This is a genomic window from Pantoea graminicola (assembly GCF_048452665.1).
Lineage (GTDB): Bacteria > Pseudomonadota > Gammaproteobacteria > Enterobacterales > Enterobacteriaceae > Pantoea.
Map to the genome: position 1 here is coordinate 116509 of NZ_JBLWSJ010000002.1, position 13529 is coordinate 130037.

10 protein-coding genes are annotated in these 13529 nt (G+C 60.5%); all 10 read right to left on the bottom strand.

Annotated features, from left to right (window positions below; translation table 11 throughout):
- Nucleotides 1-11 precede the first annotated feature (11 nt).
- The 10 genes from ACNY69_RS04600 to cbl all read right to left on the bottom strand — a co-directional run bounded on the left by ACNY69_RS04600 (nucleotide 12) and on the right by cbl (nucleotide 13155).
- Nucleotides 12-1343: an NAD(P)/FAD-dependent oxidoreductase gene (locus ACNY69_RS04600; RefSeq protein ID WP_367395601.1), complete on the bottom strand. Its 1332-nt coding sequence runs from the start codon at nucleotides 1341-1343 to the stop codon at nucleotides 12-14.
- Nucleotides 1344-1486: 143 nt separating this feature from the next.
- Entirely contained in the window at nucleotides 1487-3151 is a 1665-nt protein-coding gene (locus ACNY69_RS04605; protein ID WP_418797430.1) for an ABC transporter ATP-binding protein, read from the bottom strand.
- Nucleotides 3148-3999 carry an ABC transporter permease gene (locus ACNY69_RS04610; RefSeq protein ID WP_111140668.1) on the bottom strand — a complete coding sequence of 284 codons (852 nt, stop codon included), beginning with the start codon at nucleotides 3997-3999 and terminating at the stop codon, nucleotides 3148-3150. Before ACNY69_RS04610 ends, ACNY69_RS04605 begins: the two co-directional genes overlap by 4 nt.
- The gene (locus ACNY69_RS04615) at nucleotides 3996-4952 is read right to left on the bottom strand and encodes an ABC transporter permease (protein WP_111140669.1); all 957 of its coding nucleotides are present in this window, start codon (nucleotides 4950-4952) and stop codon (nucleotides 3996-3998) included. The genes ACNY69_RS04610 and ACNY69_RS04615 overlap by 4 nt, the downstream gene beginning before the upstream one ends.
- A 41-nt stretch (nucleotides 4953-4993) precedes the next feature.
- Nucleotides 4994-6601: an ABC transporter substrate-binding protein gene (locus tag ACNY69_RS04620; RefSeq protein WP_367395602.1), complete on the bottom strand. Its 1608-nt coding sequence runs from the start codon at nucleotides 6599-6601 to the stop codon at nucleotides 4994-4996.
- Between the two features lie 81 nt (nucleotides 6602-6682).
- Nucleotides 6683-7960, bottom strand: a complete 1278-nt coding sequence (locus ACNY69_RS04625) for an NAD(P)/FAD-dependent oxidoreductase (protein ID WP_418797431.1) — start codon at nucleotides 7958-7960, stop codon at nucleotides 6683-6685.
- A 10-nt stretch (nucleotides 7961-7970) separates the two neighbouring features.
- Nucleotides 7971-8639: a haloacid dehalogenase type II gene (locus ACNY69_RS04630; RefSeq protein ID WP_418797432.1), complete on the bottom strand. Its 669-nt coding sequence runs from the start codon at nucleotides 8637-8639 to the stop codon at nucleotides 7971-7973.
- A gap of 27 nt (nucleotides 8640-8666) precedes the next feature.
- Nucleotides 8667-10136, bottom strand: a complete 1470-nt coding sequence (locus ACNY69_RS04635) for an aldehyde dehydrogenase family protein (protein WP_418797433.1) — start codon at nucleotides 10134-10136, stop codon at nucleotides 8667-8669.
- Between the two features lie 444 nt (nucleotides 10137-10580).
- Nucleotides 10581-12038 carry an NAD-dependent succinate-semialdehyde dehydrogenase gene (locus ACNY69_RS04640; RefSeq protein WP_418797435.1) on the bottom strand — a complete coding sequence of 486 codons (1458 nt, stop codon included), beginning with the start codon at nucleotides 12036-12038 and terminating at the stop codon, nucleotides 10581-10583.
- 157 nt (nucleotides 12039-12195) lie between these two features.
- Nucleotides 12196-13155 (bottom strand): HTH-type transcriptional regulator Cbl, encoded by a 960-nt coding sequence (gene cbl, locus ACNY69_RS04645; RefSeq protein ID WP_418797436.1) that lies wholly within the window; start codon nucleotides 13153-13155, stop codon nucleotides 12196-12198.
- Nucleotides 13156-13529: the final 374 nt, after the last annotated feature.

The window sequence follows — 13529 nt, forward strand, 5'->3', positions numbered from 1 at the left end:
TCGCGTTCTCCTTACATCATGCCTGGCGTATCAAGTCCGCTGCCGTCAACCAGACGGCTGTAGCGGTAAGGTGTCGGATCCACGACCGGTGTGGCTTCGGTTGCCAGATCGGCGGCCAGTCGTCCGGCCCCCGGTCCGATGCCGAAGCCGTGGGCGCTGTAGCCCGCCGAGAGTATCAGTCCCGGCACTTTTGCCACCGCCGAGATCACCGGGATGGCATCCGGGGTGCTGTCAATCATGCCGCCCCACGACTGCGCCAGCCTGAGACCGGCCAGCGCCGGATATTCCCGTCGCATCGCCGCCAGCCCCTCTTCGACAATCCCGGCATCGGCAGCCGGATCGAGAATTCGCATGCGTTCAAACGGCGACTCGCGGTCAAAAGCCCAGCGTCCCATCGCTTCCGGGCCATTGAAAAACGGCGACAGGCCGAGGTTCAGCGTGAGGTTTTTCCGGCGACTTTTAAAGGTCGGATAAAACTGACGCGCATAGCGCAGCCCCTGCGCCCCCGGCTCCAGCCGTCCCCGGCCGGAGACCGACACGGTATAACTGCCATCCAGCTGGGGCCGGCAGGCAAAGCCGGGCGTATAGAGCGGCATGGCGATCGCCTGTTCGATCGGCTGCGTGCGGAAGGCCGTACCTATCACGTTGCCGAGCGGCAGATCGATGCCGTGGCGACGACAGAACATGGAGGTCCAGGCACCCGCCGCACAGATCACCCGGCTGGTTTTGATCAGCCCGCGCTCGGTCCAGACGCCGCTGACCCGTCCGGCAGCGATATCCAGTCCGCGAACGGCGCACTGCTGAAACAGCAGCGCCCCTTTTTTCTGGGCGCCCGCCACCAGCCCTGGCGCAGCCAGCCGTGGTTCAGCGTGACCGTCGGTGGGCGAGGAGAGGCCGCCCCGCCAGTTCGTGGTGCTGCCGGGCGTCATGGCTTTGGCCTGCTCCGCTGTCAGGATGGAACTCTGCATACCGTAGCCTTTGGCCATCTGGTTCCACTTATCCCAAGCCGCAATCTCTGACTCCTCCTGTGTGGCGTAGACCAGCCCGCTGCGACGGAATCCCAGCTCCTCCCCGGTTTCCGCGTTCAGCTCGCCCCAGCGCTGCAGCGCATAGATAATCAGCGGCAGTTCACGCTCATCGCGATTCTGCTGGCGACACCAGCCCCAGTTGCGGCTCGACTGCTCTGCTCCGACCAGACCTTTTTCGATGAGCACGACATTCACGCCCTGTTTCGCCAGTTCAAAGGTGGCCGCTGCCCCGGCGATACCGGCACCAATGACCACCACATCGGCGGAATCGGGGAAATTGACACTATCCTGTACGTAACGAAGGGGTGCAGGCATAAAAAGAGAACCTCTGTTGTCAGTAACCGATCGGCTGCACGGCAATATCGCCGCATTGCAACTGACCCATGCGTCTCACCGCCCGCAATGGCGGCAGAGACGGGTAAATGTGGGCGCATTCAGCCTCGCTGAAAGCGTGCCGCTTACTCCGCTTTTAAAATCTCTTCGTGTTCGTCCAGCCATCCCTGACGCAGCTCCGGCACTGCCCGTTTCAGCCGCTCAAAATAGAGTTCGCGGGTTGGCTTATCGTAGTCCTGCCGCGCCAGCTGCGTGACGATGCGGCCACTCTTCATGACCACAATCTCATCGCACACCGCGCGCACCGCATGCATGTCATGGCTGATGAAGATCACGGCCAGCCCCAGCTCACGGCGCAGTTCGCTGATTAAGTCGAGCACCGCGGCGGCGACCACGGTATCCAGCGCCGAGGTAACCTCGTCGCACAGGATCAGATCCGGCTCCGCCGCCAGCGCCCGTGCCAGGTTGACACGCTGCTTCTGCCCACCCGACAGCGCCCAGGGACGCCGCCACAGAACGCTGCGCGGCAGCTGCACCAGATCCAGCAACTGCCAGAGCCGCTGCTGCCGGGCCGCCCCGCTCAGGCCGTGAAACAGCGTCAGCGGTCGCGACAGGATCCGCTCCACGCTGTGGGCCGGGTTCAGCGCCGTGTCTGCCATCTGAAACACATACTGAATACGCCGCAGCTCGTTATCCGGGCGTTTCTGCATATCGCCCGCGATGTAGTGGCCGTTGAAAAGAATATGCCCCTGACTCGGCGCATTCAGCCCGGAGATGGCGTGGGCCAGTGTGGTTTTGCCGGAGCCTGACTCACCAATAATGCCGATCGCCTGCCCTTTCCACAGCTGAAGATTGATCCCCGCCAGAATAGGGATTTTTGGCTGTCCGTCGCTGCCTCGCGGGCCATATCCTGCACTGAGGTCGCGCACTTCCAGCAACGGCTGGATATCGGCCGAGTCCGGGCACCAGTTGCTGGGCCGCTCTTTCTGCCGTGCGGCCTCCATCAGCTGACGGGTGTAGTCCGCCTGCGGCGCGCCCATCAGGTGTGCGGTCGAACCATACTCCGCCATTCTGCCCCGCAGCAGCACCAGGATCCGGTCAGCCATCTGCGCCACCACGGCCAGATCGTGGCTGACATAAATCGCAGTGACGCCACGCTGCAGGACCACGCGGCGAAACGCCTTCAGCACCTCCACCTGCGTCGTCACATCCAGCGCGGTGGTCGGTTCGTCCAGGATCACCACGTCCGGTTCACCGATCAGCGCCATCGCCGTCATCAGACGCTGTAACTGGCCGCCCGAGACCTGATGCGGATAGCGATCGCCGATAGTCTCCGGATCCGGCAGCGCCAGCTCACGGAACAGGCCGATCGCCCTGGCTTTTGCCTCCCTGCGGGTCAGCGTGCCATGAATGACGACCGGCTCGATCACCTGATCCATTATTTTCATGCCCGGGTTAAACGACGCCGCCGCACTCTGCGCGATATAGGCGACTTTGTTGCCGCGAAAGGCGCGCAGCTGACCCGGTGTGAGGCTGTTAACGTCGGTGCCCGCAACGTGCACATGCCCTTCGGCTATGCGGCAGCCGCTGCGGGCATAGCCCATCAGCGCCATTGCGATAGTGGTTTTACCCGAACCGGATTCTCCAATCAGTGCCAGTACCTCCCCTTTCTGCACCGTAAAGTGAATGTCAGAAACCAGGTCGATCTCTTCACCGCGATCGGTCTGCGCCGTCACGCGCAGTTTGTCGACGGAAATGACAGGCATTGCGGTATGTGGTGTCACGTTCATGCTCCCTCCTTCGCCAGGGTCATCGGACGCATCGCCTGCAGGCTGTCGATAAACAGGTTGGCCCCGATAGTCAGGCTGGCGATGGCCAGCGCAGGCATCAGCACCGCAGGCGAGCCGTCAAACAGACCCTGCATATTTTCACGTACCAGCGTGCCCCAGTCGGCGTAAGGCGGCTGCACGCCCAGGCCGAGGAAACTCAGGCCGCTCAGCAGCAGAACGATGTAGACAAAGCGCAGGCCAAAGTCAGTCAGCATCGGGTGCACCATGTTGGGCAGAATATCGTGGATGGCGATATACCAGCGGCTTTCACCACGCAGCCGTGAGGCGCGCACGTAGTCCATGCTGCGCAGCGAGCTGGCCATGGCAAAGGCGATGCGGAAGGCACCCGGCCAGTAGGTAAAGACGGCGGTCAGGACCAGCATCGGCAGCGAGGAGCCAAACACCGCCACGATCATCAGCGACAGCACTTTGCCCGGCAGCACCAGCAGCGCGTCATTGATGCGGCCCAGCAGCTCTTCCAGCCAGCGTCCGGTTACGGCGGCGAGCAGCGCCAGCAGCGTGCCGACCAGACTGGCCAGCAGCGCGGCACTCAGCGCCAGACCGATAGAGAACTTCGCACCGTAGAGAATGCGGCTCAGCATGTCGCGTCCCAGGTAGTCGGTTCCCAGCAGGTTCTCGGCGGTCAGGCCTCCCATCAGCGGACCGCCGCCGATATCGTCAATGCTGTGCGGCGCCAGGGCGGTGCCGAACAGCGCCATCAGCAGCCAGAACAGCGACACCAGCAGCCCCAGCCGTCCTGACCAGGAGAGCGACTGCAGGAAACGCCACGGCAACAAGAGAGTATTCATGCGCTTCTCCATTTCGGGTTAAAGGCGATAGTCAGAATATCGGCCAGCAGCAGCAGCACCAGGTAACAGGCGGCAAACAGCATGACGCAGAGCTGCACCACGGGCAGATCGCGGTTACTGACCGCATCGACCAGCTGGCTGGCCAGACCGGGATAGCTGAAGATGGTTTCGATGATGATGACGCCGCCAAACAGATAGGAGAGGCTGAGCGAGATGGCATTGGCAATCGGCCCGACCGCGTTGGGCAGCGCGTGACGCAGAACGGCCCTGAGCGGCGACACGCCCTTCAGCTGCGCCATCTCCAGGTAGGGGCTGTCGAGCTGATTGATAATGGCGGCGCGGGTCATACGGGCCATCTGCGCCACCAGCACGCAGCAGAGCGTCAGCACCGGCAGCGCGTACGCTTTGAGGTAGCTCAGCAGGTCGCTGTCGGGGCTGCCGAATGACATGGCTGACACCCAGTGCAGCCGGACGGCAAAGATCAGCACCGCCACGGTCGCTACCAGAAATTCAGGCACCGCCACCGTTGCCATCGTCGCAATGACCAGCGCACGATCGAGCCGGGAGCCACGATTCATCGCAGCCAGGATGCCGATCAGCAGCGCCAGCGGCACGCAGATCAGCGTGGTGATAGCCGCCAGTTCAAAGGTCGCGGGGATGCGCTGCGCCACCAGTTGCGAGACCGGCAGATGACTGGCAAACGAGATGCCAAAATCACCCTGCACCAGCCCGGCCAGCCAGTGGAGATAGCGCATCAACAGAGGCTGGTCGAGGCCCAGTTGCTGCCGTAACGCCGCCACCGTTTCCGGCGTGGCGTTCTGGCCCAGGATCATCTGCGCCGCGTCACCGGGCAGCAGGCTGGTGATGAAAAACACCACCGCCGAGACGATAAGCAACGTCAGGATGCCGGCACCCGTGCGCCGGGCAATCAGAAACAGCATGTATCGGTTCATCGGCGAACTCCCTATAGGTAGCCTGATGGAGCAGGCGGAGATCAGGCGGACAGCCAGGCAAATTCATGGAAGCGATAGCCCATCATCATGCCTGACGGCCAGGGCTCGACGCCTTTGACCTTTTTGCTGTAACCATCAGTCGAGCTGATAAAGGTCGGGATGATGGTGCCGCAGTGGTCATAAATTAGCGTCTGCATGTCGCCATACATCTGCTTGCGTCTGGCCTGATCGCGCTCGCCGCGCGCCGCGACCACCAGCTGATCGAACCGGGGATTTTTCCAGCCCGATTCGTTGTTCGGTGCGGTTGAGAGATAAAACTGCGAGAAGAGCATATCCAGCGTGGGACGCGGGTTTATCGAGCCATATCCCAGCGGATCTTTCATCCAGTGCGAAGACCAGTAACCGTCATACGGCACGCGTCGCACTTTGACATTCAGCCCCGCCCCGCGCGCCATCTGCTGGATCAGCTGACCGCCTTCGTTCGCTCCTTCGATATTCGGCGTAGTAATGATCTCAACCGTGGAACCGGTCATGCCCGCTTTTTTGATATGAAACTTCGCTTTTTCCACATCCAGCGGACGGGGTTTGAGGTCGGCGTTATAGAGTGGATGCCACGGTGGCACCGGCGTGTCATTACTGACGTCGCCGTAGCCCTGCAGGACCGTTTTCACCAGCATTTCACGCGGTTGCAGATATTTCATCGCCAGCACGAAATCTTCGTTGTTACCCGGCTTCATGTCGGTGCGGATAATCAGGTTGGTGTACATCCCTGACTTACTCTCCAGTACGCCAAACTCACCGCTGGCGTTGAGACGTTTACAGTCGGCGGCGGTAAGCGTGGAGACCATCTGCAGATCGCCCGACATCAGGGCGTTGACGCGCGCCGCGCCGTCGGTGACGCCAATCAGCTCCACCTCATCCAGATGCGGCAGTCCCGGCTTGTAGTAGTTGGGGTTCCGGGTGCCGATGGTGCGGGTTCCCGGCATAAAGGTTTTGCAGATAAACGGCCCGGTGCCGATGCCTTTACTGAAATCGGTCGTGCCCTCTTTGACGATTAAAAACGGCGGGGTCGCCAGCATATAAGGAACATCGAAGTTGGCGCTGTTCAGCTCCAGCTGCACCTCACTGTCGCTGACGGCGCTGAAAGCTTTGAACTGATCGGCCAGCTTAAAGGCGATAGAGGCGATGGCGGGATCTTTGTGGCGGCTGAGCGAGAAGATGACATCGCTGGCGGTCAGCGGTTTGCCATCATGGAAGGTGACTCCCTTACGCAGCTTAATATGCCAGGTGATGCCGTCGCTGGACTCCAGCGATTCCGCCAGCGCCGGTTGCGCGGTCAGGTTTTTATCCAGCTCGGTCAGGCCGCTGTAGAACATAAACTGGCGGGTATAGTCGGCGCTGTTATTGCTTTTGGCCGGATCGAGCGTATCGGTGGCGGAGGCATTCGACATCGCCGCGCGCAGTTTACCGCCCCTGACCGGCTTGTCGTCCGCCAGTGCAGCCCCGGAAAAACCGACCAGGCCACTGCTCATCACCGCACCGGCGGAGAGGATTTTCATCAGGCTGCGGCGGGACAGGGAACCCTCGGTGATCATGCGCGTCAGTGCCGGATTTACCGCATCAGCGTCGTTATTATCAAATTTACTCATCTCTCTACCCTCAATAGTCAAGCGAACCGGGAACAGGGTCTGGCGGTGCTGATGACCTGGCGACCAGCACCCGACGGGACGTTAAGAAAGGCGATCCTTTGCTTTGTAATAGAGTCCTGCGAGCGGTAAAAACCATGGCTTGCCGTGATAACCGGGCAGCGCGGGCCATGCGTCACGCTGCCAGGGATTTTCGGTGCGCTTTTCGGCCAGCAGATCGGCCATTACGCGCCCCATCCAGACCGACATCTGTGTGCCGTGTCCGCTGTAGCCCAGTGAATAGAAGAGCCCCTCCTGTTCACCCGCATGGGGCAGACGGTCGGCGGTCATATCGACCATGCCGCCCCAGCAGTAATCCACCCGTGCCTGGCGGAGCGGCGGCAGCATCTGCGTCATGGCGTGATGCAGGATCTCGCCGCTGCGTGAATCGGAGGTCGGATTGCTGACCGCAAACCGCGCCCGCCCGCCGAAAACCAGCCGGTGATCGCGGGTGGTGCGGAAATAGTTGCCGATGTTGAGCGACGTCACGTAGGTCCGATCGTGAGGCAGCACCTGACGCAGCAGCGCCGGATCGAGGGCTTCGGTCACCACAATAAAGCTGCCGACCGGCACGATGCGGCGCTGAAACCAGGGAAACGGGCCGACGTTGGAGCAGCCCGTCGCCATCAGTACTTTATCGGCCAGAATCGCGCCCTGCGCGGTGTGAATCCGATGCTGATAGCCTCTGAGGCGCTCCAGCTTCGTCACGGCGTGGTGCGGATAGATCTTCGCCCCGCTGCGGGCCGCCGCCTCCGCCAGGCCGACGCCAAATTTCCCCATGTGCATCTGGCCGCCCCGCTTCTGCAGCAGGCCGCCGTGGAAATCGTCGCTGGCGATCTCGTCGCGCACCGCCGTTTTGTCGAGCAGTTCGATCTGCGGATCCACAGTGCGACGCATCAGTTCATAGGCTTCCCGCAGACCGGCCATATGCGACGCTTTGCTGGCCAGTTTGAGCTTGCCGCACAGCCGGAAGTCACAATCGATCTGCTCCTCCTGAATCAGCTGGCAGACATAGCTCACCGCATCGTCAAATGCCCGGTAGAAGCGGCTGGCCTGCTCCAGACCCTGGCTCGCCACCAGCGAAGCGAAATTGTGGGCCACCCCGGTATTGCAGTGGCCGCCGTTGCGCGCCGACGCCTGGCTCATTACGTCGCCACTCTCCAGCACCACCACGCGGATACCGCTGCGTGCCAGACTGAGCGCGGCCGAGATACCGGTGAAACCGCCACCGATCACAACCACGTCCGCCTGAGCGGGCAGCGGTTCGCGGGCGGCGCCGGTAAACGCCGGGGCGGTGGCCTGCCAGAACGATTCCAGTTTCATAGGGAGTTCCTCAGAGTCCGACTACGCCGGGCAGGCCGCCGATATCGTTGATTTCGGTGTACTGGTAGTAAGGATTGGCCGGCTCATGACCGCGATTGACCCAGACTTTGTTTTTAATACCGAGATCGTGGGCGGTCATCAGGTCATAGCGGAAGCTGGAAGAAACATGCAGGATCTCCTCCGGGCCGCAGCCGAGCCTGTCGAGCATGTACTCAAAGCCCTTCATCTGCGGTTTATAGGCACCCGCCTCTTCCGCCGTGATGGTCATGTGGATTGGAGCGCCCAGGCGAGGGATATGGTGCGGGATAAGATCTTTCATCGAGTTGGTCAGCAGCACCAGCGGAAACTCTGTGGCGACTTTCGCCAGCCCGGCGGGCACATCGGGATGCGGCCCCCAGCTGGCGCAGTCGGTGTAGATAAAGTCACTGTCTGCTTTGTCCCAGCGGACACCCCACTTTTTGCAGGTACGCTGAATCGCATTGCTGACCACGTCGTAATACGGCTTCCATGCGCCCAGCACCTCATCCAGACGGTAGCTGGAAAAATCGGTGGTAAAGGCGTGCATGTCGTCCGGATCGACGTGGTCGCTAAAGCGGCGCTGCGCTGCGCCCGCCATGTCAAAGCGGATCAGCGTGCCGTAACAGTCGAACGTGATAAATTTCGGTTTAAACAGTGCCATGTAACGCCCTCGTCTTGTCAGTTGCGCTTAAAAATCGATGAGTACACTCTTCTGCCGCTGGCAGGCCTGAAACGCCTGACGGCCCAGATCCTTACCAATGCCCGAGCCGAGAAAGCCGCCGGTCGGAATGATGAAGTCGCCGGAACGGCCATAGCGATTAATCCAGACGGTGCCCGCCTCGATGGCGCGCATGGCACGTAACGCTCGCGGCAGGCTCAGAGTGTGGACACCGGCGCAGAGGCCATAGGTGTCATGTGCCGCCATCGCCAGGCCCTGCTCCTCCTCATCAAACGTCTGCACCGTCAGCACCGGGCCAAAAATCTCCTGCTGCACCGCCGGATTGTCCTGCGTAACCTGACTCAGCAGAGTGGGCTGCCAGAACCAGCCTTCGTCGGTGTCGGCGAAACGTTCTCCGCCCACCAGCACTTCAGCGCCCTGCGCTTTCGCCGCCTCGATTACCGAGCTGACCTTCAGGCCCTGACGCTCGTCGATTAACGGCGCGTAGCGACTCTCCTCCTGCCAGGTCACGCCCGGTCTGACGTCCTGACAGAGCTCTATCAGCCGCTCTGTCAGCGGTTCCGCTATGTTGCGCTGCACGATAAGCCGGGTGCCTGCCACACAAGCCTGGCCGCCGTTGGCCGTGAAGCCGCGCAGGATCCGCTGGGCCAGAATGTCCGGGTCGCCCGCATCATCAAATACCAGCTGCGGACTTTTACCGCCCAGCTCCAGCGTGACCGGCTTCATGCCGTGCTGCGCAGCATCGCTCATGATGCGCGCGCCGGTCAGGGTCGATCCGGTAAAGGAGACTTTGCGCACCAGCGGATGAGTGACCAGCGCGCTGCCGGTAACGGCACCGCTGCCCTGGACAATATTCAGCACCCCCGCCGGTAAGCCCGCCTGAATCGCCAGCTCCGCCATGCGCACGGTTGAAAACGGCGTCAGCTCAGAGGGTTTCAGCACCACCGCGTTGCCCGCCGCCAGCGCCGGGCCGCATTTCCATGACGCCATCGACAGCGGAAAATTCCACGGGGTAATGGCGGCGATAACGCCATAGGGTTCGGCAATCAGCATGCCGAGGCTGCTGTCACGGGTCGGAAAGAGGTCACCGCTGTATTTGTCGGCGCATTCGGCATAGAAGCGAATCGCTTCGGCAGTAAAGGGAATTTCATGCAGCACCACGTCGCTGATTGGCCGGGTCGAACCCAGGGCTTCCAGCCGGGCCAGCAGAGGATCCTGCTCAATCAGGTCGGCCCAGCGCCGCAATACCCGTCCACGCTCGCGGGGCGCGCAGCCGGACCAGCCACTGGTTTTCAGCGCCTGATGGGCGACGGTCACCGCGCGGTCGACATCCTGCGGCGTGGCGTCCTGCAGCGTGGCACAGACGCGGCCATCAGAAGGCCGCTTTACCTGGAAAGCGGCGCCCTGACACTGACAGTGCTGGCCGCCAATATAATGGCCGGCTGGAAGAGAAACTTTTTCAGGGTCGAAACTTAACATGGAAGCATTCCTTATTTGTTACACCCATCAGTGGCTGGATTATCACTTTTTATGACCACCCATTTCTGCGCTGTTAATTAACTAATGCAGAAAGTATGCCAGCCGGACAAAAAATAAAAATGCGTTTAAAACTGCGCAAAAAAATTTTCTGCCGTATTGTCCCGCGATTTTTTGCGGAATTGCCGAAGCATTAAACAGATGATTTACTTCACAAAATTTATGCACCCTGTGGGTGCAGCCTGCATGAAAATTGCACCAACGCGGATATTCCGGCGAAGAGGGCTCATTTCGCCGCACGTCACACGGCGATTTACTGACCCGATTTACACCTCTGATAAATTTTTTAGATTTTTAAAAGAGACTGTTTGACGCCGGGACGTTTCTGCTTTCTTACCCGCAAAAAAAAGCCAGCCGGATTGATCGGCTGGCGCGTTATTATTTTTATTACAGACTGCCAATATGAAAGGTTTTCAGCTCCAGATATTCTTCTATTCCGTAGCGGGAACCTTCGCGCCCCAGACCCGAGAGCTTCACGCCACCAAAGGGCGCCACCTCCAGAGAGACCGCGCCGGTGTTAAAGCCCACCATGCCCGCCTCCAGCGATTCCGCGACCCGCCATGCCCGCCGGATGTTTTCGGTAAAGAAATAGGCAGCCAGACCGTATGGGGTGTCATTCGCCATCGCAATCGCCTCCTCTTCCTCATCAAAGATGAACAAGGGTGCCACAGGGCCAAAGGTCTCTTCACGGGCGATGCGCATCTTCACCGTAACCTCACCAAGCACGGTGGGCTGAACGAAAGTCCCCTGGTCCTGACTGATGCCCCCGGTCAACAGCGTTGCGCCCTGGCTGAGCGCATCGTCGATGTGACCATTCACTTTTTCCACTGCGCGGGCATTGATCAGGGGACCGATCGTAGTGCCCGGTGCAAAGCCATCCCCTACCTTCAGAGTGGCGACCTCCTCCAGCAGGCGTGCAGTGAAGCGGGGATAGATGTTCCGCTGAACCAGAATGCGGTTGGCGCAGACGCAGGTCTGCCCGGCGTTGCGGAACTTGCTGAGCATGACGCCCGCAACTGCAATCTCAACATCGGCATCATCAAACACGATCATCGGCGCGTTGCCGCCCAGCTCCAGACTCAGGCGCTTGAGGCTGTTGGCGCTCTGCTGCATCAGCAGCTGCCCGATCCGGGTCGAGCCGGTAAAGGAGATTTTGCGCACCGTCTGGCTTTCAGTCAGCGTCTCACCAATTTCTGCAGGCAGGCCGGTGAGCATCTGCAACACCCCCGGCGGAAAACCGGCACGCTCCGCCAGCACGGCCAGCGCCAGTGCCGAGAGCGGCGTTAATTCCGACGGTTTCACAATGATCGGGCAGCCTGCCGCCAGCGCGGGCGCGACCTTGCGGTTGATCATCGCTATCGGGAAGTTCCACGGCGTAATCGCGGCGGCCACCCCTACCGGCTGTTTCAGTACCAGAATGCGGCGATCGTCGCTGGGCGCGGGTATGGTGTCACCGTAGATGCGGCGGGCCTCCTCCGCGAACCATTTTACAAAACTGGCACCGTAGAGAACTTCACCCCGGGCTTCTGCCAGCGGTTTGCCCTGCTCAGCGGTCATGATCATCGCCAGATCGTCAGCATGGTCCAGCATCAGCTGATGCCATTTTTCCAGCAGCGCGGCGCGGCTGGCATGTGTCGTTTTGCCCCAGCTGATGCGCACGGATTCCGCGCAGGCTATCGCCTGCTCTGTCTCTGACCGACCCAGGGCCGGGATCGTAGCCAGGGTTTCGCCTGTCGCCGGATCGGTAACCGGCAGCGTGGCACCCTGATGCGCATCCTGCCAGCGTCCGGCAAACAGCGCCTGCTGGCGCAGCAGATCGCTGTCGTTGAGTTGTAGTCGCGACATAACATCCCCTTGTGGTAAGCAAATTCCACTTTATCGCGCCTGATGCGTGCAGGATGTTGTTGTGCAAAATAAGAAAGGCGGGCCAGCAGGTTTTTGGCCCGGATTTGAAATTTTATGCCGTGCAGGCGTCCGACGCCTCCGTCGGGTGCGCCACGATTCAGATCTGGAAGTCGATAACCGGTTCATCGTCGCTGCTGTAGGAGAGCGCCTGCCGCTTAATCTCCTCCAGTGAGAGGTTAGCATTACAGAGTTCAAGGAACTGCCAGACATAGTTTCTTTGCAGCTGGCCGCGCTTGAGGCCAAGCCAGACCGTGCTGGGGTCGAACAGATGCGTGGCATCAATGCGCACCAGCTCTTCGCTCTCCCCGGTTTCACACGCCTGATCGGCCAGTATCCCGACGCCCAATCCCAGCTTAACGTAGGTTTTGACCACGTCGGAGTCCTGGGCGCTGAGCACGATATCCGGCTTCAGCCCCGCCGACTGGAAGGCCCGATCGACGCGCGACCGGCCGGTGATCCCCTGGCGATAGGTAATGAGTGGATAGCGGCTGAGTGTGCTGAGTGACACCGGCTGATTCTGCACCAGCTCATGCCCGGCGGGCACCAGCAGCGCGTGATGCCAGTTGAACCAGGGAAACGCCGCCAGGCTGCTGTTGTTGACCAGCATTTCACTGGCGATACCGATATCCGCCTCTCCCGCCAGCAGCATGGTGACGATTTCCTGCGGTGAACCCTGGTTGAGTTCGAGCCGGACGTTGGGATAGAGCTGGCGGAAGGCTTTAATCACTTTCGGCAGGCTGTAGCGCGCCTGAGTATGGGTGGTGGCAATGGTCAGGATACCGCTGGTTTCATTGGTAAAGACATCGGCCAGCCGTCGCACTTTTCCCGCCTCATCCAGGATGCGCTCGGCAATCGTCAGCAGCGCTTTGCCCGGTTCCGTCATGCCCAGCAGACGCTTACCGCGACGGATAAAGATCTCAACGCCCAGTTCATCTTCCAGATCGCGGATGTGACGACTGACGCCTGACTGGGACGTAAATAGCGTGTTAGCGACTTCCGTTAAGTTAAACTCACAGCGGGCCGCCTCGCGGATGATTTTAAGTTGCTGGAAATTCACGGTATTTACCTCCCTTTACATAATCTGATTCCCTGATGGTAAGAACTATTATTGATAACAGGAAATACTAAAAAATTTACCTTTATGAATTTAGGGAATAACGGGAGGAATAAGGTAGTCCTATAAGAGGTTCAGTCAGTTCTGCTTGCCGGTGGAGATACGGCATTGATACGTGAAACGACACCGAGCGGGTTTCGTTCGCCTGGCAGGCCGGGCAGTTTCAGGCCGCCTTTGCTGGCGACCGACAAGGGGGCGCCAGTCGCCGCGCCCCCCTGCCCCCTGGCTCCAGTCTGCATCACCGCCGCTTCGCGGTCCCTTCGCTTATTCCGGATTTCTCACGGACCGGCGGGACGCGCCATCCCTGGCGCGAGCCC

Bases quoted from the DNA above. Each gene is read 5' to 3' on its own strand.
- ACNY69_RS04600 (WP_367395601.1), bottom strand. From the start codon at position 1,343: ATGCCTGCACCCCTTCGTTACGTACAGGATAGTGTCAATTTCCCCGAT.
- ACNY69_RS04605 (WP_418797430.1), bottom strand. From the start codon at position 3,151: ATGAACGTGACACCACATACCGCAATGCCTGTCATTTCCGTCGACAAA.
- ACNY69_RS04610 (WP_111140668.1), bottom strand. From the start codon at position 3,999: ATGAATACTCTCTTGTTGCCGTGGCGTTTCCTGCAGTCGCTCTCCTGG.
- ACNY69_RS04615 (WP_111140669.1), bottom strand. From the start codon at position 4,952: ATGAACCGATACATGCTGTTTCTGATTGCCCGGCGCACGGGTGCCGGC.
- ACNY69_RS04620 (WP_367395602.1), bottom strand. From the start codon at position 6,601: ATGAGTAAATTTGATAATAACGACGCTGATGCGGTAAATCCGGCACTG.
- ACNY69_RS04625 (WP_418797431.1), bottom strand. From the start codon at position 7,960: ATGAAACTGGAATCGTTCTGGCAGGCCACCGCCCCGGCGTTTACCGGC.
- ACNY69_RS04630 (WP_418797432.1), bottom strand. From the start codon at position 8,639: ATGGCACTGTTTAAACCGAAATTTATCACGTTCGACTGTTACGGCACG.
- ACNY69_RS04635 (WP_418797433.1), bottom strand. From the start codon at position 10,136: ATGTTAAGTTTCGACCCTGAAAAAGTTTCTCTTCCAGCCGGCCATTAT.
- ACNY69_RS04640 (WP_418797435.1), bottom strand. From the start codon at position 12,038: ATGTCGCGACTACAACTCAACGACAGCGATCTGCTGCGCCAGCAGGCG.